This is a genomic window from Magnetospira sp. QH-2 (genome assembly GCF_000968135.1).
Lineage (GTDB): Bacteria > Pseudomonadota > Alphaproteobacteria > Rhodospirillales > Magnetospiraceae > Magnetospira.
The window spans coordinates 1440497-1458685 of record NZ_FO538765.1 but is presented as its reverse complement, the minus strand read 5'-3'; the positions used below and the strand labels follow the sequence as shown (position 1 = coordinate 1458685).

The 18189-nt window shown below is 59.5% G+C and carries 18 protein-coding genes; 8 read left to right on the top strand and 10 right to left on the bottom strand.

Going from position 1 to position 18189, the window contains the following annotated elements; genetic code table 11:
* Positions 1-9 precede the first annotated feature (9 nt).
* Complete coding sequence (locus tag MGMAQ_RS06820; protein ID WP_046020953.1) at positions 10-1197, bottom strand: type II secretion system F family protein; 1188 nt, start codon at positions 1195-1197, stop codon at positions 10-12.
* Position 1198: 1 nt separating this feature from the next.
* Complete coding sequence (locus MGMAQ_RS06815) at positions 1199-2878, bottom strand: GspE/PulE family protein (protein WP_046020952.1); 1680 nt, start codon at positions 2876-2878, stop codon at positions 1199-1201.
* A 29-nt stretch (positions 2879-2907) separates the two neighbouring features.
* Between MGMAQ_RS06815 and MGMAQ_RS06810 the strand changes: the two genes are divergently transcribed.
* The 4 genes from MGMAQ_RS06810 to MGMAQ_RS06795 all read left to right on the top strand — a co-directional run bounded on the left by MGMAQ_RS06810 (position 2908) and on the right by MGMAQ_RS06795 (position 5758).
* Complete coding sequence (locus MGMAQ_RS06810) at positions 2908-3438, top strand: A24 family peptidase (protein WP_052716199.1); 531 nt, start codon at positions 2908-2910, stop codon at positions 3436-3438.
* Positions 3439-3582: 144 nt separating this feature from the next.
* A complete protein-coding gene (locus tag MGMAQ_RS06805) occupies positions 3583-4101 on the top strand; it encodes a sigma-70 family RNA polymerase sigma factor (RefSeq protein WP_065814680.1) in 519 nt (172 codons plus the stop codon).
* Positions 4098-4778, top strand: coding sequence for an RT0821/Lpp0805 family surface protein (locus tag MGMAQ_RS19450; RefSeq protein WP_052716198.1), 681 nt, complete (start codon positions 4098-4100; stop codon positions 4776-4778). Before MGMAQ_RS06805 ends, MGMAQ_RS19450 begins: the two co-directional genes overlap by 4 nt.
* Positions 4779-4861: 83 nt before the next feature.
* Complete coding sequence (locus MGMAQ_RS06795) at positions 4862-5758, top strand: hypothetical protein (RefSeq protein WP_046020950.1); 897 nt, start codon at positions 4862-4864, stop codon at positions 5756-5758.
* 92 nt (positions 5759-5850) lie between these two features.
* Here MGMAQ_RS06795 and MGMAQ_RS06790 read toward each other — a convergent pair whose 3' ends face one another.
* Together MGMAQ_RS06790 and MGMAQ_RS06785 are read right to left on the bottom strand one after the other, a co-directional pair.
* Positions 5851-6990 carry a Hint domain-containing protein gene (locus MGMAQ_RS06790; protein WP_148560876.1) on the bottom strand — a complete coding sequence of 380 codons (1140 nt, stop codon included), beginning with the start codon at positions 6988-6990 and terminating at the stop codon, positions 5851-5853.
* A 569-nt stretch (positions 6991-7559) separates the two neighbouring features.
* On the bottom strand, positions 7560-8393 hold the full coding sequence (locus MGMAQ_RS06785; RefSeq protein ID WP_046020949.1) for a DUF547 domain-containing protein: 834 nt from the start codon (positions 8391-8393) through the stop codon (positions 7560-7562).
* Between the two features lie 133 nt (positions 8394-8526).
* On the opposite strand from MGMAQ_RS06785, the gene MGMAQ_RS06780 reads away from it, so the two are divergent.
* Together MGMAQ_RS06780 and MGMAQ_RS06775 are read left to right on the top strand one after the other, a co-directional pair.
* Positions 8527-9306, top strand: coding sequence for a 3-hydroxybutyrate dehydrogenase (locus MGMAQ_RS06780; protein ID WP_173427166.1), 780 nt, complete (start codon positions 8527-8529; stop codon positions 9304-9306).
* A gap of 191 nt (positions 9307-9497) precedes the next feature.
* Positions 9498-10190, top strand: coding sequence for a PEP-CTERM sorting domain-containing protein (locus MGMAQ_RS06775; RefSeq protein WP_052716196.1), 693 nt, complete (start codon positions 9498-9500; stop codon positions 10188-10190).
* Between the two features lie 65 nt (positions 10191-10255).
* Here MGMAQ_RS06775 and serA read toward each other — a convergent pair whose 3' ends face one another.
* Together serA and MGMAQ_RS06765 are read right to left on the bottom strand one after the other, a co-directional pair.
* Positions 10256-11491: a phosphoglycerate dehydrogenase gene (gene serA, locus MGMAQ_RS06770; protein ID WP_046020948.1), complete on the bottom strand. Its 1236-nt coding sequence runs from the start codon at positions 11489-11491 to the stop codon at positions 10256-10258.
* A 63-nt stretch (positions 11492-11554) separates the two neighbouring features.
* Positions 11555-13417 (bottom strand): SLC13 family permease, encoded by a 1863-nt coding sequence (locus MGMAQ_RS06765; RefSeq protein ID WP_052716195.1) that lies wholly within the window; start codon positions 13415-13417, stop codon positions 11555-11557.
* A gap of 169 nt (positions 13418-13586) precedes the next feature.
* On the opposite strand from MGMAQ_RS06765, the gene ppk2 reads away from it, so the two are divergent.
* Entirely contained in the window at positions 13587-14645 is a 1059-nt protein-coding gene (gene ppk2 / locus MGMAQ_RS06760) for a polyphosphate kinase 2 (protein WP_052716194.1), read from the top strand.
* 80 nt (positions 14646-14725) lie between these two features.
* Positions 14726-15082 carry a hypothetical protein gene (locus MGMAQ_RS06755; RefSeq protein WP_046020947.1) on the top strand — a complete coding sequence of 119 codons (357 nt, stop codon included), beginning with the start codon at positions 14726-14728 and terminating at the stop codon, positions 15080-15082.
* Between the two features lie 102 nt (positions 15083-15184).
* Here MGMAQ_RS06755 and MGMAQ_RS06750 read toward each other — a convergent pair whose 3' ends face one another.
* Genes MGMAQ_RS06750 through MGMAQ_RS06735 form a run of 4 tightly spaced genes read right to left on the bottom strand, consistent with a single transcriptional unit; the run spans position 15185 to position 18135 of the window.
* Entirely contained in the window at positions 15185-15655 is a 471-nt protein-coding gene (locus MGMAQ_RS06750; RefSeq protein WP_046020946.1) for a GNAT family N-acetyltransferase, read from the bottom strand.
* Positions 15648-16355: an alanyl-tRNA editing protein gene (locus MGMAQ_RS06745; RefSeq protein ID WP_046020945.1), complete on the bottom strand. Its 708-nt coding sequence runs from the start codon at positions 16353-16355 to the stop codon at positions 15648-15650. The genes MGMAQ_RS06750 and MGMAQ_RS06745 overlap by 8 nt, the downstream gene beginning before the upstream one ends.
* A gap of 1 nt (position 16356) precedes the next feature.
* Entirely contained in the window at positions 16357-17172 is an 816-nt protein-coding gene (locus MGMAQ_RS06740) for a PhzF family phenazine biosynthesis protein (RefSeq protein ID WP_198409168.1), read from the bottom strand.
* 3 nt (positions 17173-17175) lie between these two features.
* Entirely contained in the window at positions 17176-18135 is a 960-nt protein-coding gene (locus MGMAQ_RS06735) for a threonine dehydratase (protein WP_046020944.1), read from the bottom strand.
* Between the last annotated feature and the right edge of the window lie 54 nt (positions 18136-18189).

The following is an 18189-nucleotide window of genomic DNA, read 5'->3' as shown; positions in this document are numbered from 1 at the left end:
CCATCCCCATCAAATAGCCAATTCATTCAAAGACAGCACCGCCAACAGCACCGCCACGATCACACAGCCCATGCCGATGCCGGCACCGAGAATCAAAACCGGCTCGATCAGTGCCACCACCCGCTTGGCGGATTGCAGGGCATCGCGTTCCAGTACCCGTGCCGTTTCAGCGGTGAGTTTGATCAAGGTGCCGCTTTCCTCGCCGGTGCGGATGGCTTCGAGAGCCAAGGGCGACAACAACCCCGAACGACCCAGGCTGTCTGCCAGGCGCTGCCCGGCGCCGATGTCGGCTTCCGCCCGCGCCAGGGCCGCCTCGAAGGCACGATTGATCTGTCCCCGGCGCACGATGGCGAGGGCTTCGGGCAGGGTCAGGCCGTGCTCCAACAGGATCGACATGGTGCCCAGCACCCGGGCGCTGATTTGATCGCGGACCAGCGCTCCAGCCAGCGGCAGGGCCAGCAGCCAGCGGTCAAGTTTCTGTCGCAGGCGCGGCGTTCGCCCCGCGGCCAAGGCGCCCACCAGCGCAATCATGAGCCCACCCAAGAGGACTCTGGCCTGCTCGCGCAGGAACTCGGAGGTCGCGAAGACAGCCCGGGTCAAGGCTGGCAGCTCCGCCTCGGCGCCTCGGAACAAGGTTTGAAACTGCGGCACCACGAAGACCATCAGCAATCCCACCGACACCACCGAAACCACGGCCAATAGCGCCGGGTAGATCAAGGCGGTCAATAGCTGGCCTTGGGTATCCCGCCGCTGCCGCAGAGTATTGTCCAGATCGGCCAGCACCCGGTCCAAGGCGCCGCTTGCCTCGCCGGCGCGGATCAAGCCGACGGTCATGCGATCAAAGGGAGCGCCGGCCTCCGCCAGGGCTTCGGACAAGGGGCGTCCGCCATGCAACTTCTGACGCAAACGCCCGGCCAGGGGCCGCAGCCCTTTTTCGACCCCGTTCTTTTCCATGAAGGCCAAGGCCCGCTCCACCGGGACTCCGGCCCCAACCAGCCGAGCCATGTCGCGGACAAAGGCATCGCGCAAGCCTGTGCCGCCAGTCCGTTTCCCCGGATGCCCTTTTTGACCGAGACGGACCGGACTCTCTCCGCGCGCCTCAAGGGCGGCCAAGGCGGCTTTCCTATCCGGCGCCTCCAAGGTACCCCGCACTTGGCCGCCGTCGGCGGTCCAGGCTCGGTAACTAAAGGTCGGCATGTCAGCGACTCCGCACGGCACGATGGAACTCGGCCACCGAACTGATCCCGGCCAACACCTTGGCCCGTCCGTTCTCCGCCAGGGTGGTCATGCCCTTGGCTTGAGCCATGTCCCGTAAAGCCGCCGTATCGGCACCGGTCAGCACCAACCGCCGCAGATCGTCGTCCAGGGCCATGACCTCGGTCACCGCCACCCGACCGGCATAGCCGGTGCCGCCGCATTTATCGCAGCCATTGGATCGATACAGCTCCCGCCGTCCGCCCCAGAATTCACGGTCCACCGCATCGAGCGCGTATGACTCCCGGCAGTGGGGACAGAGCTTGCGCATCAGCCGCTGTCCCACCACGACGGTGAGCGTGGCGGTCAGCAAATACGGCTCGGTGCCCATGTCCAGCAACCGCGCCACCGCCGATGGCGCGTCGTTGGTGTGCAGGGTCGACAGCACCAGGTGCCCGGTCAGCGACGATTGCACGGCAATTTCCGCCGTCTCCCGGTCGCGGGTCTCGCCAACCATTATCACGTCCGGATCCTGCCGCACCACGGTCCGCAGCACCTGAGCGAAATTCAGACCGATACGCGGGTTGGCTTGCACCTGGGTCACCCCGCCAATGCGATATTCCACCGGGTCCTCGATGGAGATCAGCTTGCTGTCGGGCTGGTTCAGATAGCTGAGCGCGGCATAGAGAGTGGTGGTCTTGCCGCTGCCGGTGGGACCGGTGACCAGACATAGGCCCTGCCGGGATGTCAGGCAGGTAAGCAACCGGTCGCGATCCGCTTCCGAAAACCCCAAGGCATCGAAATCCAGTGCCATGCCATCCCGTTCCAACAGGCGCAGAACCACGCTTTCCCCATGCAGGGTCGGCAGCACCGAGACCCGGAGATCCAATGGCCGTCCGTTGACTTTCACCCGGGTTCGCCCGTCTTGGGGCAACCGCCGCTCGGCGATGTCCAGGTCAGCCATGATCTTGATCCGCGACACCACCGCCGCCGCCATATTCGGCGCCAGGGTTTCCACCTCGTGCAAAACGCCGTCGACCCGGAAACGGATGCTCAGTCGTCGGTCATAGGGTTCGATATGCACATCCGAGGCATGCGCCTCCTGGGCCCGGGACAGCAGAAGATTGACCAGCCGCACCACCGGCGCCTCGCTGGCCATATTCATCAGTCGCGCCACTTCCCCATCTTCCACGGTGTCTGCGGGAGAGGGAGCACCGCCGAGAATGTCCTCCACAAGGGTGCGGCCTTCGCCATAAAGACGCTGGATGGCGGCCTCTATGTCACGGGCGAGGCCGACCATGGGGCGGCATTCGAACCCGGTCACTGCTTCCAGCGCGGCGCGGGCATCCTCGTCACGGGGATCGGCCATGGCCAGCACAAGAATTTCGCCCTCCATCCAAAGAGGCAAAACCAGGACATCGCTCAGGAACCGGTCCGACAGGGGGGGCAGGTCGATCGGCAAGGCCGGGTATTCGTTTTCGCCGAGTATTGGCAGGCTGCCCTCCGTGGCAACGACGCGCGCCCAATCGTCGTCGGAAATTACCGCCAGATCCGCCAAGGCACGACGCAGGCCTCGTCCGGTCTCCCGCGCCAAACGAGCGGCTCGGTCGCCATCCTCGCGGCTGACCAGTCCATCGGCCGCCAGGAGATCAAGCAGGTCGTCGGAGCGGATGATCCGATTCATCGCTCTCGCTCCGTGATACACTGCCCGCCATGAGATTTCCGAAGCCTTATATTGTCCACTTCCTGGCCACGCCGCCTTTGGTGCTGTGGGCCTGGATGGTGACCGATGGCTTGGTATTCTTGGCCAGCCTGGCGTTGAGCCAGATCCTGCTGGCCTTGGCAATCATCGATGGACACATCCGGCGCTTGCCCCATGGATTGACGATTCCCCTGGGCGTGCTCGGCCTGTGCACCATTGCCCTGGTGGTGGATGGTCCCTGGCTCCATCACGCCATCGCCGCCCTGATTGGCCTGGGGCTGTTGTGGGGCATGGCCCGACTGTATCGGTATATCCGCCACCGCGACGGCCTGGGGGGCGGGGATATCATGCTGTTCGCTGCCGCCGGATGCTGGGTCGGGCCGCAAGGGCTGCCGAGCGTTTTGCTGCTCGCGGCGGTGGCGGGGCTGGCGGGAGCGATGCTCGACCGCAAAAAGGCACCCGATCGGCGTATTGCCTTCGGCCCCTACCTCTGTCTGGCTATCTGGGTGGTTTGGCTGCATGGCCCCTTGCTCTCGTCGTGAACCGATCCTTACCCGCAGACAACGACCCTCCCGGCGCAACTATTCCCGACCAAATAAAAAAACCGATCCTTGATGGAATAGTCCCGCTCGTGAGACGTTGTGCTCATGAAGGATAGACCAGGGAGGGGACAGTTGGACTCGGGCATGCGACGGGAAATGGTGGCTTTGCTGCCCCGCCTGCGCCGCTTTGCCCGGGGCCTCGCGGGAACGCCGGATGCGGCGGACGACCTGGTGCAGGCTGCCTGCGAACGGGCGATCGTCAAGGCCGATCAATGGCGCCAGGGAACACGCTTGGACAGTTGGATGTATCGCATGATTCAAACCATACACATTGATGGCATTCGCAAGGAAAAAGTTCGTCAAATCCATCGCGAAAAAGCAGCTCCGGCACTGACCGGCCAAGTCAGCGCCTGGGACGCCACGGAGGTGCATATGACCCTCAACCAGGTGCGCGAGCGGATCATGACCCTGCCGGAGGATCAACGGGCGGTTCTGCTGCTGACCACGGTAGAAGGGCAATCCTACCGCGAGGCCTCCGATACCCTGGGCATCCCCATGGGCACGGTGATGAGCCGCCTGGCCCGCGCCCGGACGGCGTTGGCCCGGGATCTGCTCTCCCCCGCCAGGCCAACGGCCACAATGGAGAAGGGTACTTTTTCATGAAATTGGATGATTCACTTCTTGTCGCCTATGTGGATGGCGAACTGGATTCCAACACGATCCGTGAAGTGGAAGCCGCCCTGGCCACCGATCCGGAAGCCCGGCAAATGGTAAGGGCGCTACGCGAATCGGCCTCCATGTTGCAAGCGGCAATGAACGACCCTCTGCACGAAGCCGTTCCTGATCGTCTGCTCGTGGCTCTCGAGCAACCTCATGCCGCGCCCATCATGCCCACCGGGACCCCTCCAGCCCTGCGTTCCGCCAACGACAACTGGCGGATACCTTCCGCGGTGGCCGCCATGGCTTTGCTGTTGTTTGTCGGCCTTGGCTCTGGATGGTATGCCGCCGATCTGCGAGACGAGAGCATGGCTGCCCGCTTGGCCGCCTTGGAACACCAGGACGCCAGGCTTCGAGAGCAGGCCCGATTGCAAATTCTTGAAACCATGGTCAGTGGGCAATCCGGGGAATGGTATAATCCGGACTCCGGCAACCGGGGCACCATCTCGCCGGTCCGTACTTACAAGGATAAGAAGGATCGCTATTGCCGGGAGTTCCGCGAGCAATTAGACGTTGATGGCAGGCGGGAAACGTTGTTCGGCGTTGCCTGTCGGGAAAAGGAAAGCGGTTGGACTCCCATCATGGAGGTTCGACCGTTGGTGCGAGGCCAACCGGACGCCTGAGATCGGTCCAAAGAAGAAGTATGTTAGCGGGAGCCATGGGGGACAAAGCGGTAAACAGGCGCGTCGGAACGCGATCAACAACCATGGGCCTGGGCCTGGTCTTTCTCCTGAGTCTGTCGGCTTGCCAGACCTTTCGCACCCCTGATCCGACATTTGATCCGGTGCCCCTGCCGGACTATCGCGTTGGCGACAAGTTCATCTATGACAACGGTAAGAGCGAAACCGTCAAGGCCGTTGATGGGGCCAAGATCACCTGGCGGCGGTCGAACGGATTTCGCTTCGTCTCCCATGCCAGCCCCGCCGCGCCTTATCTCTCCTGGACCTACAACAAACGCCGAGCGGCGCTAAAGCATATATCGGTCGAACATGACGCGATTTGGCCATTGATACCTGGAAAATGGGACCGTTTTTCCTATTCGGGGACCCTTTTCGACAGTGAGACGGGAAACGAACGGGAATTCACCGGCAATTGGGTCTGTTCCGTCGGCGATTCGATGGAGCTCGAGATGATCTGGGGACCGGTCGAGGCCATTGAATTGCTCTGCCACCGTCATAGCTCCAAAACTGGTCGATTCTACGGGAGCAGGGCTTGGTACTATGCCCCCTCTGTGGGCCATTTCGTGATGAAGCGCGACTTCCATCGTAGCAACAAGGGTGACAGCACCTTGCGTCTATTGGCCGCGGAACGGTCTTTACCCCGCCTCGACCCCATGGAGGAAACGGCGATGGCCTTGCACATTGGGGAGGTCTTGGAAAACAATGGGAGCGAGGCTCCTGGTCGATGGCAAGGCCTTGGAAAGCATGCCTCTCAAACGGTTGTTCCCTTGCGCACTTATCGGACAGCCAAAGGATTTTACTGCCGGAAATACCTGCTTCGCCGAGATATCGACGGACAGACGGCGATATTGAGAAAGACGGCCTGCCGCTTGGGCCGCAAAGACTGGCGGGATGTCGGAGAGGCCGTGAAATCGCCGAAATAATACGAAATCCTCGGTCGCCCGATTTCTTGTGCCGCACGGGTGCGTAACCGGTCATTATTTATGAATTTACGGCGCGATGGCCTTTCCCGGGGTTACTGCCACCCACTGCTGATGGCATCCGCCTCCTCGCCAGCGGATAGGCTTTCCCCGGTTGGCGAGCCGACGAGATCGCCGATAGTTTCCGGTCCCGTGTCATTCCCGGTATCCGCGGCTCCTTCGCCCGTATCTGCGGGAGCGGTACCGTCGGCATCCGGCGTATCGGGGGAATCTGGAGCATCGGGGGCATCCGGCGCATCTTCCGCGTTATCCCCGTCGGTTTCATCGGTTTCATCGGTTTCGTCGACTTCATCGGTTTCGTCAGGCCCATCTCCCTCGCCTTCATCGCGGCCATCATCGCCGCCGTCGTCATCGCCACCATCATCGCCGCCGTCGTCATCGCCACCGTCATCGCCACCGTCATCGCCGCCGTCATCGCCACCGTCATCGCCGCCGTCATCGCCGCCGTCATCGCCGCCGTCATCGCTATCATCGTCATCGCTACTATCTTCGCTGTCTTCGTTCTCCTTGTTGTGGACGACAAATCCGTCGGCAATATAGGTATGATCGCCATCCAGAAGTAAGTTGAAGACGGGCATCTCCGACCACGGGGATTCGATTTCGGTGATCGCGACAATCAAGTGCAATCGTTCCACCGCCGCATTCGCAACCAAGGCCAAATTGCCTTCTTCCACGACTGTATTGGAGCCCACTTCGCTGACCACCAGCAGATCTCCGGGGCGCAAGGTTTTAACCGACAAAGCCGGGTTTTCGCGTCGGGTCGCAATTGGATCAATGGATTTCCATCCGGCCGGCGTCAGGAAGGGGTGTTCCGCCGTGACAAATGGGGGACTGCTATTGATCGCGAATAAGGATCGGGAGCCTAGGGGGCGCCGTTCGATACCGATCACGGTGTTGACGCTACCGCCCACACCCTGGACCAGATCCCCTTTGACAATCTTTTCAATTGGCTTTGTCGTCCCGTCACTCAGGAGAATCATCGTTCCGGCCACGAAGCATGAGGCTTCCTCGGCCATGGCCACCGACCATGATAAATCACCATCATCGCTGATGCCGATTGGCGCTCCGGCTAATCCCATGACCAGGATACTGGCCGTGGCCAACAATATGCCCTTGCGGGTCATATGCTTCGGATGGCGGGACGCATTGGAAAATCTGCTGTTTGTCTTGACCATGATGTTTTGGCACAAGTTGTTTCGGTTCAGTCTATCGTGACAACGCCTGATCCATCAATATATTCCCCAAATCTTTCCTATTTGGCTTAAATCTAATCGATAGGGGGGAGACAAGCGAAACGCGACCCGCCGACTTGGCAAGGCTATCGCTGCCACTGGCGTTTTCCCGGGGCCGGCTCGCGCGGAAAGGAAATGTATTTTGCCGTATGGTCAGGCGCTCTTTAGGGGGCAAATCGAGGGTCGGAAAAACCCTGCCCCAAGAAATCAAACAACGTCGACCGGGAGCACGGGTGGCCTTGATCCGGTCCGATTGAGCCCGATCAACCGCCGTGACCCCTAAATTATCCACTGATATTGATGCTTGGCAGGGGACCTCGGCTCCACCAAATCTCCTTTCCGTTTCTCTTAGAGGCGGTTTTAAAAGTATCCTTTAGATATCAAGGCAGTAGATTTTTGATCTGGCCAGGAAAGGCCGACGACACGGGGCGGCGCCCCGTTAGGAGGTCTTGACGCCGCCAGAGCGGAAATATACGCCCTCAAGATCAAAGGAATACTTTTGAATCCGACTCTTATGGCCGGTCCGCGCCATTGAGCGACCAATCATAGTCATCGTCGGCGATCGCCTTGATGGAGGAGAGATTCGCTTTCAGGCCCGGTGCGGCATAGCGTCGCAGATGGGCCAGAACACCCTCGTCCGCACCGCCGAAATCGCTTTTGAACCATACGTAGATGCTTGACACTGTCAGGCGCCCCTGATCAACCCGGGCGCCCCGCGGGTGATTGATGAACTGGCGCGCGGCGTCATCCAGCATGGCCTCCATATGGATCGCGCTATAGGGGGTCGCTTGCAAATTCGGGCATCCCACCGACGCGCAGTTCAAGGCATAATGAAGTCTGGGATCGCGCCAGATGGGGCGCAGAATTCGATGCTCCATGTCGTCAAGGGACAGCGCCTCCCCTTCGATCTCCAGCAGTTTTTTCCCCCAAGGCCCGTTTGTGAAAAAGCCCGGTGAGATATCGATATCGAGGATGCTTTCCACCGGGAAATGGTCCAGCACCACCTTGATGGTCAGGGCGTTGTACAAGTTGATCCAGAATGCCTGTTGTTCGTCTCGATGAAGGCGGCTTACCGGTATGGATGCCATCCCTGCCACATATCGACTGAGCCGCTCTTTGTCCGGGGCGGTCACCTGGGCATAGGCCACGCGGGTGATGCCATCCGCGCCGGGCCGAAGATAGCGTTCAAGAAACCGGCCCCAAGGCGCATGGTCGACGGTCCCATGGGCGTCCGGGTCGAAGGCCTGCCAACGAGGCCAAAGATCGGCGGCGGGCGCGCCGTGGGCTTGGCGCGGAATGAGGCCCCATAGGATGACCAGGACCAGAAGGAAACTTCGCCGCGACATCTCGGCTCCATGGGATCGAACCACAGTCAAAAACAGTTTCATTGTACACCCAATTTCCCTTAGCCCCCCAGGTTCCGCACCTGATATCCTAACTCTTGTCGTATGGGACCGACCAGACTGGGAGATAAACGTCATGCGCGGAAAATCAGCCATCGTTACCGGATCCACCAGCGGTATCGGCCAAGGAGTCGCCGAATGTCTGGCCGCGGCAGGTGTCAATGTCATGCTCAACGGCTTCGGCGAGGCGTCGGACATCGAAGCGCTGCGGGCCCGCCTGGCCGATCATCATGGCATCCAATGTCGATACTCCCCGGCGGATATGAGTCGTCCGGACGAGATCCGGGCCATGGTGCATGAGGCGGAAGACGCGTTCGGTGCCGTCGATATTCTGGTCAACAATGCGGGTATCCAGTTTGTCTCGCCGGTGCAGGACTTTCCCGATGAGAAATGGGATGCGGTCCTGGCGATCAATCTGTCGGCGGCGTTTCACGCCATCAAGGCCGCCATGCCCGGCATGAGATCGCGCCATTGGGGCCGCATCATCAATATCGCCTCGGCCCATGGCCAGGTGGCCTCGGCCAACAAGGCGGGGTACGTGGCCGCAAAACACGGGCTCATCGGATTGACCAAAGTGGTGGGTCTGGAGACGGCGGAAACCTCCATCACCTGCAATGCCATCTGCCCCGGTTGGGTGCTGACCCCCTTGGTCCGGCAGCAAATCGAAGTGCGGGCCGCCAACGAAGGCAAAAGCTTTGAACAGGCCGCCACCGAACTGCTAACCGAAAAGCAGCCTTCCAAGCAGTTCGTCACCCCAGAACAGATTGGCGAGACAGCCCTGTTCCTCTGTAGCCCCGGTGCCGAACAGATCACCGGCACGACCCTCAACGTGGATGGCGGCTGGGTGGCTCAATAAGCCTTGTCTTCAAGCGCCCCATCCACAGAATGGTTGGCCACATTTACACTTTTGGGTATGTCGAAATCCTTAACATTTACCCCCATTATAATTAGGGGTAACCACCATAACTCATTGAAATAACGTAATTGGCACATTGATTGCTTTTTATTCCCCCAATGAAGAAATCCAACCTTCCTGGGGAAAAACACATGCTGAAAAAAATTGGAAAGATCGCCCTGATGGCCGCCGCCGTGTTGGCCTATGGCAACGAATCCAAGGCCACCGCCATCGTCTCCGACAACCTGATCTACAACGGTAGCGGTGAAATATATGGGCCTTCAGGCTGGATGGACGGTTGGACCGTCAGCGGCATGAGCGTGAGCGGTTACGGCAATTGGGGCGTTGGACGTCCCACGCCGGACGCGGGCAACGTTTTCTTCTGGGGCGGTTACAGCGGCTCCGCGACCGCCGCCCAGAGCATCGATGTTTCCGCCTGGTCCGATGCCATTGACATGGGTACGACCGGCGCCGACCTGTCGGGTTACTTCGGTGGATATGGCAGCCAAAATGACAACACGACCTTGTATGCAAGCTTCCGTGATGAAGCGGGTAGTTTATTGGGTCAGTGGAACGTCGGGTCGGTACTGGCGGGTCAACGTGGATACCGTACCGGCATGGTGTTCGAATCAGTGTTCAACTACATTCCGGAACTCACCCGCTCCGTCGATATCCTGTTTACCGCCCGGCGTTACTCCGGGTCCGACAACGATGGCTATTCCGACAATCTGAGCTTTGTCATTCACGGCGAACAGAATGTGGTTCCCGAGCCCGCCTCGCTGGGCCTGTTCGGCGCCGGTCTGGCCGGTCTGGCCTGGGTGCGTCGGCGGAACAAGACCGCCTGAGGCGATCGACGATCTTAAACAGAGCGGCGGCCCGAAAAGGCCGTCGTTTTCGTTTGGGGAACGCCTTACTTCAAGAACCGCGTACGGATCGTACCCTCGATGGCTTCCAGGCCTTTTCGGACCCCCATGCCGGCTTCGATATCGCCGCTGATATCCACCACCACGTACCCGACCTCGCCGTCGGTCATCAAGTACTGACCGGCGATGTTCAGGCCCCGCGACGAGAAGACTTCGTTGATGTGGGCCAACACGCCCGGCACGTTGCGGTGGATATGCAAGAACCGTGTTACGCCTTCCTGCACCGGCAGGGACACCTCGACGAAATTCACCGCGCCCAGGGTCGAACCGTTGTCGGAGTAGCGCACCAATTTGTCGGCCACTTCGTTGCCGATGTTGGCCTGGGCTTCCTGGGTCGAGCCCCCCACATGGGGCGTCAGAATCACATTGGGCTGACCGCGCAAGGGGGAGATGAACTCCTCGTCTTTCGACGCCGGTTCCTTGGGGAACACGTCGATGGCGGCGCCGCGCAGATGGCCGTCTTCGAGCGCCTCGGTCAGGGCATCGATATCGACCACATTGCCGCGCGCCAGATTGAGCAGAATGGAGCCCGGCTTCATGGCGCGGATCTGTTCGCGTCGGAACATGTTCTTGGTCTGCGGCGTGGCCGGCACCTGCAACGTCACATAGTCGGAAATCTCCAACAGCTCTTCCATGCTGTCGCAGGGCGCGGCGTTACCCAGGGGCAGTTTGTCGATGATATCGAAATAGCGCACCTTCATACCCATGGACTCGGCCAGCACCGAGACCTGGCTACCGATATGGCCGTAGCCGATGATGCCCAGCACCTTGCCGCGCACCTCATAGGATCCGTCGGCGGTCTTCAGCCAGCCGCCCTGGTGGCACAGACGATCCTTGTGGGGGATGCCCCGGGCCAGCATGATGATCTCGGCGATCACCAGCTCGGCCACCGAGCGGGTATTGGAATAGGGCGCATTGAATACCGGCACGCCTTTGTCCCGTGCCGCTTCCAACGCCACCTGATTGGTGCCGATACAGAAACAGCCGATGGCCATGAGCTTGTCCGCGGCCTCCAGCATCTCGGCGGTCAGCTTGGTGCGCGAGCGGATGCCGATCATATGGGCGTCGGCGATTTTGGCCTTCAGTTCCTCTCCGTCCAAAGCGCCGGGCAGCAATTCCACGTTGCGATAGCCATGGGATTTGAACAACGTCACCGCGTTTTGATGAATCCCTTCCAACAGAAGAATGCGGATCTTGTCTTTGGCCAGGGAGAGATTGCTCATGGAGAGGCTCCGTTTTGCGCGGCGGCGAGAAAGCGCGCAGTCTCCCCGTTTGCAGCCCGGACGTCAAGAAATTGCGAAGGCCACATACCCTGTAAAGGTCAACCACAGCAACAAGATCAACGGAAGTCCCGCCCGAGGAAAATCCATGTATCGATAGTGCCCCGGCCCCATGACCAAAAGGCTGGTCTGATAGCCGGTGGGGGTGGCAAAGGCGCAGTTGGCGGCCATCACAACGGCAATGGCATAAAGATGCACGTCGCCACCCATTTCCTTGGCCAAACCAATGGCGATGGGCGTGAAAAGCACCGCCGAGGCATTGGAGCCGATGATGTTGGCCAACAAGGCCATGACGATGAAGAACCCCGACAGCACGACCAGCGGCCCCGCGCCGCGTACCATGTCGATCAACGTATGAGCCATCAGCGCCGCCGCGCCGGTTTCCTGTAAGGCCACGCCAAGAGCCAGAGTGGCTGGGATCACGGTGATGATCCGCGCGTCCAGGGCACGGGAGGCCTGCTGCACATTCAGAACTTCCATCACCACCACCGCCGCCGCGCCGCACAGGGCAGCTACAGCCACCGGCACAAGTCCTGTCGCCGCCGACAAGACCACGGCCAGAAAGATCATCAACGTCCGCCGCGCCCCGGTTTGATTGGGCAATCGCTCGCGGGAACCCGACATCAGCACCACATCGGGATCATCCCGGAGGTTTTCCACATCCTCGGCTCGCCCCTGAACCAGCAGGACATCCCCCACTTCCATGGGAATTTCGGACAAACGGCTGCGAAACACCACATCCCGTCGCCGGATTCCCAACACCGCGCAACGGCTGCGCACTTGAAACCCGGCCCGCCCGATGCGACGGCGAAGCAGACTCGATCCTGGCGGAACCATAATCTCGGCCAACGCCCGATCCGCGTCGTGCAACACTTCTTCAATGCTTTCCGGCGGCTCATGATCATGAAATCCCGGTGGCCGCAACAACCCCGGCTCCTTGGACTGCACCGCCGTCAAGGCCTGGCGTGATCCGGCCACCACCACCAAATCTCCCGGCCTTAAGGTCAGGCCATGGTACGGGGGGCGATAGACCTGATCGTCGCGGATCACCATGCGCAATCGGACTTGCGGCAGATCCTTGAGAACAGCCCCCACCGCCTCGCCGCCGTCCAACAGACTGCCTGGCCCCACCGGAATCTGCGCCAGAAAGTATTTGCTGGAATGGGCTAGGATGCGATCGGCCAGGGACCCACGCTCGGACAACAACCAGGGCATGACCGTAACCACGTAGACCAACCCCACAGCCGCCAGCATGGCACCGGGCAGCACAAACTCGAAAAAGCCGAGAGGCTCCTCGCCCAGCGCCACCAATTCCCCGGACACCAATAAGTTCGACGCCGAGCCGATAAGAGTCATGGACCCGCCCAAGGCGGCCGTGAAACTCAGGCCCATCATGATCTTACCTGGCGGCGTTTTCATGCGTTCGGAAATGGATTGCAGGATGGGAATGAAGATCACCACCACCGGCACATTGTTCATGACGCCAGAAATCAGAGTTACCGCGATCATGGCCAGGGCGACAGACAGCCAGGGATTGCCGCCGGCCGCCTTGAGCAGCATCTGCGCCCCCAACTCCAAGACCCCGGTGCGTACCAAGGCTTGCCCCACCACCAGCAATCCCAGCACGGTCATCAAGGCCGGATTGGCAAACCCGGAAAGGAGTCGGGCCACGTCCAGCCTATTGCGCCCGTAGCCGTCCTCCACGGGCATGAAATGAAACAAAATCATCAACAGACAGATGGCACCAATGGAGGTGATCTCCATGGGCAGGCGCTCGGTGACATAGAGCACCAACACTCCAACCACCAGGGCCATAACGGCCCACATGCGAAAGTCCGGTGTCAGGATGGGAAGCAGGTTGCCGTCCATGGAACCTCCGAGGGTGGAACCCTATGGTCGCCCAGGAATCACTTGTCCGCAAGCCTAGGAAATTTCCAGTCTTTTCCTTGAAGAATCCATGTTGCCATGCAACAATGTTTCGATTTCGAGACAAGGACTTGAGTAGGATTCATCGAGACATCAGCCAGGGGATCACGCGATGAGCGATAAGAAAGATATTCCTCAGATGATAGAGGATGCGGCTGAGGCCGCCTTAAAAACCGAATTGAACCCACCCAAGCCGCGTCGGCGCACATCTACCGCAAAGAAAAAACCGGCGGCCACCAACAATAAAGGCGAGCTCATGGAAATCGAGGCGGCGGCAGTTGAAAAGGCGGGGAAGATGGCCAAGACATTCAAGGTGAAGGTAAAGGGCACGGACAAGGAAATCGGCAAGTTCAAGAAAGCCCAGAAGAAGAACAAGGGTAAGAATATTCCTTTTGTCGATGACCGCGAGGACGATCTGAGCAAAATGAAAATCGACGCCTATCTTGGTGTCATGACTCCGTTGCAGATCGAACTGCTGAAAATGCAGAACTTCGTGAAGGAAAATGGCGAGCGTGTCTTGGCCATTTTCGAAGGCCGCGACGCGGCGGGTAAGGGCGGTACGATCAAGCGCTTCTTGGAGCATCTCAATCCTCGTGGCGCCCATGTGGTGGCGTTGGAAAAACCCACCGAGCGCGAACGTACCCAATGGTATTTCCAACGGTATGTGGCCAATCTTCCGGCTGGCGGCGAAATCGTTCTATTTGACCGCTCCTGGTACAATCGGGCCATGGTCGAGCGAGTGATGGATTTCGCCACCAAGGAACAGATCAAGGAGTTCCTGCGCTCCGTGCCGGAATTCGAGAGGACCCTCATCCGCTCTGACATGAAAATGTTCAAGTTCTATTTCTCGGTCAGCAAGCAAGAGCAGGGACGCCGGTTCAACAATCGGACCCATGATCCATTGAAGCAGTGGAAACTGAGTCCCGTCGACCGGGAATCCCAGGGGCTTTGGGACGAATATACCAAAGCCAAGGAAGACATGTTCTTCTATACCTCCACCGCCGATGCGCCTTGGACCATCATCAAATCGGATGACAAGAAGCGGGCTCGCATCAACACCATCCGCTTCTTCCTGAGCAATATTAACTATCCGGATAAAAATAAAGAACTGGTGCGTTATGACCATCGGATCATCCGAACGGTTCAAGAGGAACTGGGCGTCGAGGACTGATCTCGATCCCATCTCCCTTTTTTCTCCGGCGGGTCGTATGATTGCGGCCCGCCGGTTTTTCAATGTCAGAGGCTGCCCCTATGTTTCGTTTCCTTGCTCTATGGATCTTGCTGATTGCCTCCCCTGCCTTGGCCCAGAACGCCGACGACGAGACAATCAGCGGACTGGATATCCTCGAAGTTTGTGACAGTTCCGAACTGGCGGATCGCAACACCTGCCGCATCATCTACGAGAGTGTGATCTGGGGTGCCCAGATCATGGCGGCCAAGGAGAATGGCAAGCCCCGCATCTGTCTGCCCGAAAATGCCAATTCGGACATGCTGCAGCGGATCTATGAAGAGCACATGGAGGAAACCGGCTACCGATCACAGGATCTGCCTTTCATCAAAAGCATGATCATGGCTTATGCCCGGTCCTTTCCCTGCGCGGCGCCATAGCACCTGTCGGGTTCTATCGCCCCTGACGGACAGGCGATAACCAATTGTATTCAATTGTTTTTCTTGTTTGATCGAACCCGATTCAACACGACGTGATCCAGGTCACAACCTGCGCTCCATATAGACGACCCCATCCAGCGGGTTGTCATAATAGGCCTCAACCGACCGAAATCCGAGGGAACGATAGAGCATCCGCGCCTCGGTCAGTCGCTCCAGCGTATCCAGCACCATGCGCTCATATCCGGCCTCCCGCGCCGCGTCAACAATGCGAACAGCCATTTCACGCCCCAAGCCCTTGCCCCGCCAGGGCGGACGCACATAAAGGCGTTTCATTTCGCAGGTTTGATCATCCAAGGGCCAGAAGGCCACACACCCGGCCACCAGCGCATCGACGCGGGCTAACAGGATCAGCCCAGCGGGCGGGGCATATTTGCCAGGCAGACCCCGCAATTCCGCTTCGAACCCCTGAAAACATAAGTCCACGTCCAGCCATTGCTGATATTCGCGAAACAGCGTTTGAACCTGCCCCAGATCGTCCTGATCCACCGCTGGTGCAATGACCCGCTCAGTCATCGAACAGGATATTGATCCGGCGGTTTTGTCGGCCTTTTTTCTCGATCTTACCGATGCGTAAGGCGCCGATCTCGCCGGTGGATTTCACGTGAGTGCCGCCGCAAGGCTGAAGGTCCACGCCCGTCACCTGGATCACACGAACCCGCCCGCCGCCGCGTGGCGGCTGTACCGACATGGTCCGCACCAGATCTGGATTGGCATCCAGTTCTTCGTCGGTGATCCAAGATGACGCGATGGGATGATTCTCAGTCACCAAATCATTCAAAGCCGCTGTCAGCGCCTCTTTATCGGGCACGTGGTCCAGATCGAAATCCAAGCGGCCTTTTTCGGCGCTGACCTGTCCGCCGGTAACCGGTGCATCCACCAACGAGCACAGCAGGTGCAGGCCGCTATGCATGCGCATATGGCGGTATCGGCGCTCCCAATCCAAGTGCAGAGTGACGGACTCGCCGACCGGGGGAAGGGCCGTATCTTCCGAACAAATATGCAAATGCGTGCCGCTTTCCCGATCCTTGCGGCAGTCAACAATCTCGATCCGGTCTCCCGCCGCCGTCATCAAATACCCACGATCCCCAGGCTGTCCACCGCCAGTGGGGTAGAAAACCGTTCGGTCCATAATCACGGCATTGTCCTGGTGCGCCGTGACTTGCGCCTCGCAGACCTGGAGGTAGGCGTCCTCGCGAAACAGTTCCTCGGTCATGTCATCCTTCCAGTGTGATGGTGCCGGTCAAAAAGGGCCGGACCCGTCCAATCAGTTCAACCCGCTGCCCCTTGACCCGACAAATCACCCTTCCGCCTCTTGGGGACAGTTGTCGGGCGTCGAGCTCATTCTTCCCCAATCGCGCCGCCCAGTACGGGGCCAACAAGCAATGGGCCGAACCGGTCACGGGATCCTCGGGCACGCCGACCCGAGGGGCAAAAAACCGTGAAACGAAATCGCCACCACCATCACGACCATCGCTGGGCGCGGAAACAATCACGCCACGTCGATCCAGCTTTTGCAGAAGCGCCATATCCGGGTTTAAGGTGGCCACGAACGCGGGGTCCGAATAGACGGCCATGCAATCCATCCCGCCCAAAACCTGTTCAGGCGCCCGCCCCAATGCTTCCGATAGAAGTGGGTCCGGCGGGCAGGTTTCGCCATGCAGGGCCGGAAAATCCATGGATAGTTGGTCTCCGTCGCCGCGGGTCACGGTCAAAGGGCCGCTTCTCGTCTCGAAACGGACCTGGTCCAGACCGGGATTTAGAACCGAAAAGACCACCCGTGCCGTCGCTAGTGTCGCATGGCCGCATAGATCGACCTCGGCCCCGGGCGTAAACCATCGCAGCCTGTAACGGCCCTCGCCGCCCTCAGGCACCACATAGGCGGTTTCCGAAAGATTGTTTTCCAGGGCGATCCCCTGGAGCAGATCGTCATCAATCCAATCCTGCAAGGGACAGACCGCAGCCGGATTGCCGGAAAACGGCTTGTCCGTCACAAAGGCATCGACTTGGTAGAGTGGGATTTCCAATGCCATCGTTTATCCGTTCAAGACTTTGGCCATCAGCATCCGGTCCACATTGCCGCCGGACAGGATCAACCCGACCTTCTTCCCCGTCATCTGGTCTTTTTCCTTCAGCAACGCCGCCAGTGGTGCGGCTCCCGCGCCTTCGGCCAGGTTATGAGTATCGGTAAACAAATGCGCCATGGCGGCCATGATCTCATCGTCGGAGACCCGAACCATGCGCGCCACGCCATCCAAGATGCTTTCCAATGCCGCTTCATCGGGGATACGGCAGGCCACGCCATCGGCAATGGTATTGGCGCTGTCCGTGGAAATCATTTCGCCGGCTTCGAACGACCGGGCGTAGCAATCCGCTGCTTCCGAGACCACACCGACAATCCGAGTCTTCGCCCCCAAGGCCTTGCGTGCCGACATCAGGCCGCAAATCCCCGACCCCTGCCCGACCGCCACATAAACTTCGTCCAGTTCGGGTACGGCCTCGAAAAGCTCCATGCCATAGGTCCCCACCCCTGCCACCAGATCGGCATGGAAAGCCCGAATGGGATGCAGACCCTCGGTAAAGGCCAGATTGATGGCGTGGTCGTAGGATTCCTGGAAGTCCTCGCCATGCTCGATCAATTCGGCCCCGAAGGCGCGCATGGCGGCGTTCTTTTCCGGGTTATTGCCTTTTGGGACCACCACCACCGCCTTCAATCCCACCTTGCTCGCCGCCAAGGCCAGGCTTTGACCATGATTGCCCCGCGTGGCGCTGATCACCCCGGTGATACAGGGCTGCCCGGCGCGAAGCTTGGTCATGTAATTCAGTCCACCCCGAACCTTGAACGCCCCGATGGGCGTGTGGTTTTCGTGTTTAACCCAGACGTCACAACCGCATCGTTGCGACAACAACGGCCAATGAATTTGCGGCGTCGGGTTCATATGCTCATAGACAATATGAGAGGCGGCGATCAGGTCTTGCTTGGCAACGATGGTCATAAAACTGATTCCATATGGGAATGGGGGGCCAGTATTGACAAGCCATTGATGGCA

Bases quoted from the DNA above. Each gene is read 5' to 3' on its own strand.
- MGMAQ_RS06785 (WP_046020949.1), bottom strand. From the start codon at position 8,393: ATGTCGCGGCGAAGTTTCCTTCTGGTCCTGGTCATCCTATGGGGCCTC.
- MGMAQ_RS06745 (WP_046020945.1), bottom strand. From the start codon at position 16,355: ATGACCGAGGAACTGTTTCGCGAGGACGCCTACCTCCAGGTCTGCGAG.
- MGMAQ_RS06820 (WP_046020953.1), bottom strand. From the start codon at position 1,197: ATGCCGACCTTTAGTTACCGAGCCTGGACCGCCGACGGCGGCCAAGTG.
- MGMAQ_RS06790 (WP_148560876.1), bottom strand. From the start codon at position 6,990: ATGGTCAAGACAAACAGCAGATTTTCCAATGCGTCCCGCCATCCGAAG.
- MGMAQ_RS06755 (WP_046020947.1), top strand. From the start codon at position 14,726: ATGTTTCGTTTCCTTGCTCTATGGATCTTGCTGATTGCCTCCCCTGCC.
- ppk2 (WP_052716194.1), top strand. From the start codon at position 13,587: ATGAGCGATAAGAAAGATATTCCTCAGATGATAGAGGATGCGGCTGAG.
- MGMAQ_RS06815 (WP_046020952.1), bottom strand. From the start codon at position 2,878: ATGAATCGGATCATCCGCTCCGACGACCTGCTTGATCTCCTGGCGGCC.
- MGMAQ_RS06810 (WP_052716199.1), top strand. From the start codon at position 2,908: ATGAGATTTCCGAAGCCTTATATTGTCCACTTCCTGGCCACGCCGCCT.
- MGMAQ_RS06765 (WP_052716195.1), bottom strand. From the start codon at position 13,417: ATGGACGGCAACCTGCTTCCCATCCTGACACCGGACTTTCGCATGTGG.
- MGMAQ_RS06735 (WP_046020944.1), bottom strand. From the start codon at position 18,135: ATGACCATCGTTGCCAAGCAAGACCTGATCGCCGCCTCTCATATTGTC.
- MGMAQ_RS06805 (WP_065814680.1), top strand. From the start codon at position 3,583: ATGCGACGGGAAATGGTGGCTTTGCTGCCCCGCCTGCGCCGCTTTGCC.
- MGMAQ_RS06750 (WP_046020946.1), bottom strand. From the start codon at position 15,655: ATGACTGAGCGGGTCATTGCACCAGCGGTGGATCAGGACGATCTGGGG.
- MGMAQ_RS06780 (WP_173427166.1), top strand. From the start codon at position 8,527: ATGCGCGGAAAATCAGCCATCGTTACCGGATCCACCAGCGGTATCGGC.
- MGMAQ_RS06775 (WP_052716196.1), top strand. From the start codon at position 9,498: ATGCTGAAAAAAATTGGAAAGATCGCCCTGATGGCCGCCGCCGTGTTG.
- serA (WP_046020948.1), bottom strand. From the start codon at position 11,491: ATGAGCAATCTCTCCCTGGCCAAAGACAAGATCCGCATTCTTCTGTTG.
- MGMAQ_RS06795 (WP_046020950.1), top strand. From the start codon at position 4,862: ATGGGCCTGGGCCTGGTCTTTCTCCTGAGTCTGTCGGCTTGCCAGACC.
- MGMAQ_RS19450 (WP_052716198.1), top strand. From the start codon at position 4,098: ATGAAATTGGATGATTCACTTCTTGTCGCCTATGTGGATGGCGAACTG.
- MGMAQ_RS06740 (WP_198409168.1), bottom strand. From the start codon at position 17,172: ATGGCATTGGAAATCCCACTCTACCAAGTCGATGCCTTTGTGACGGAC.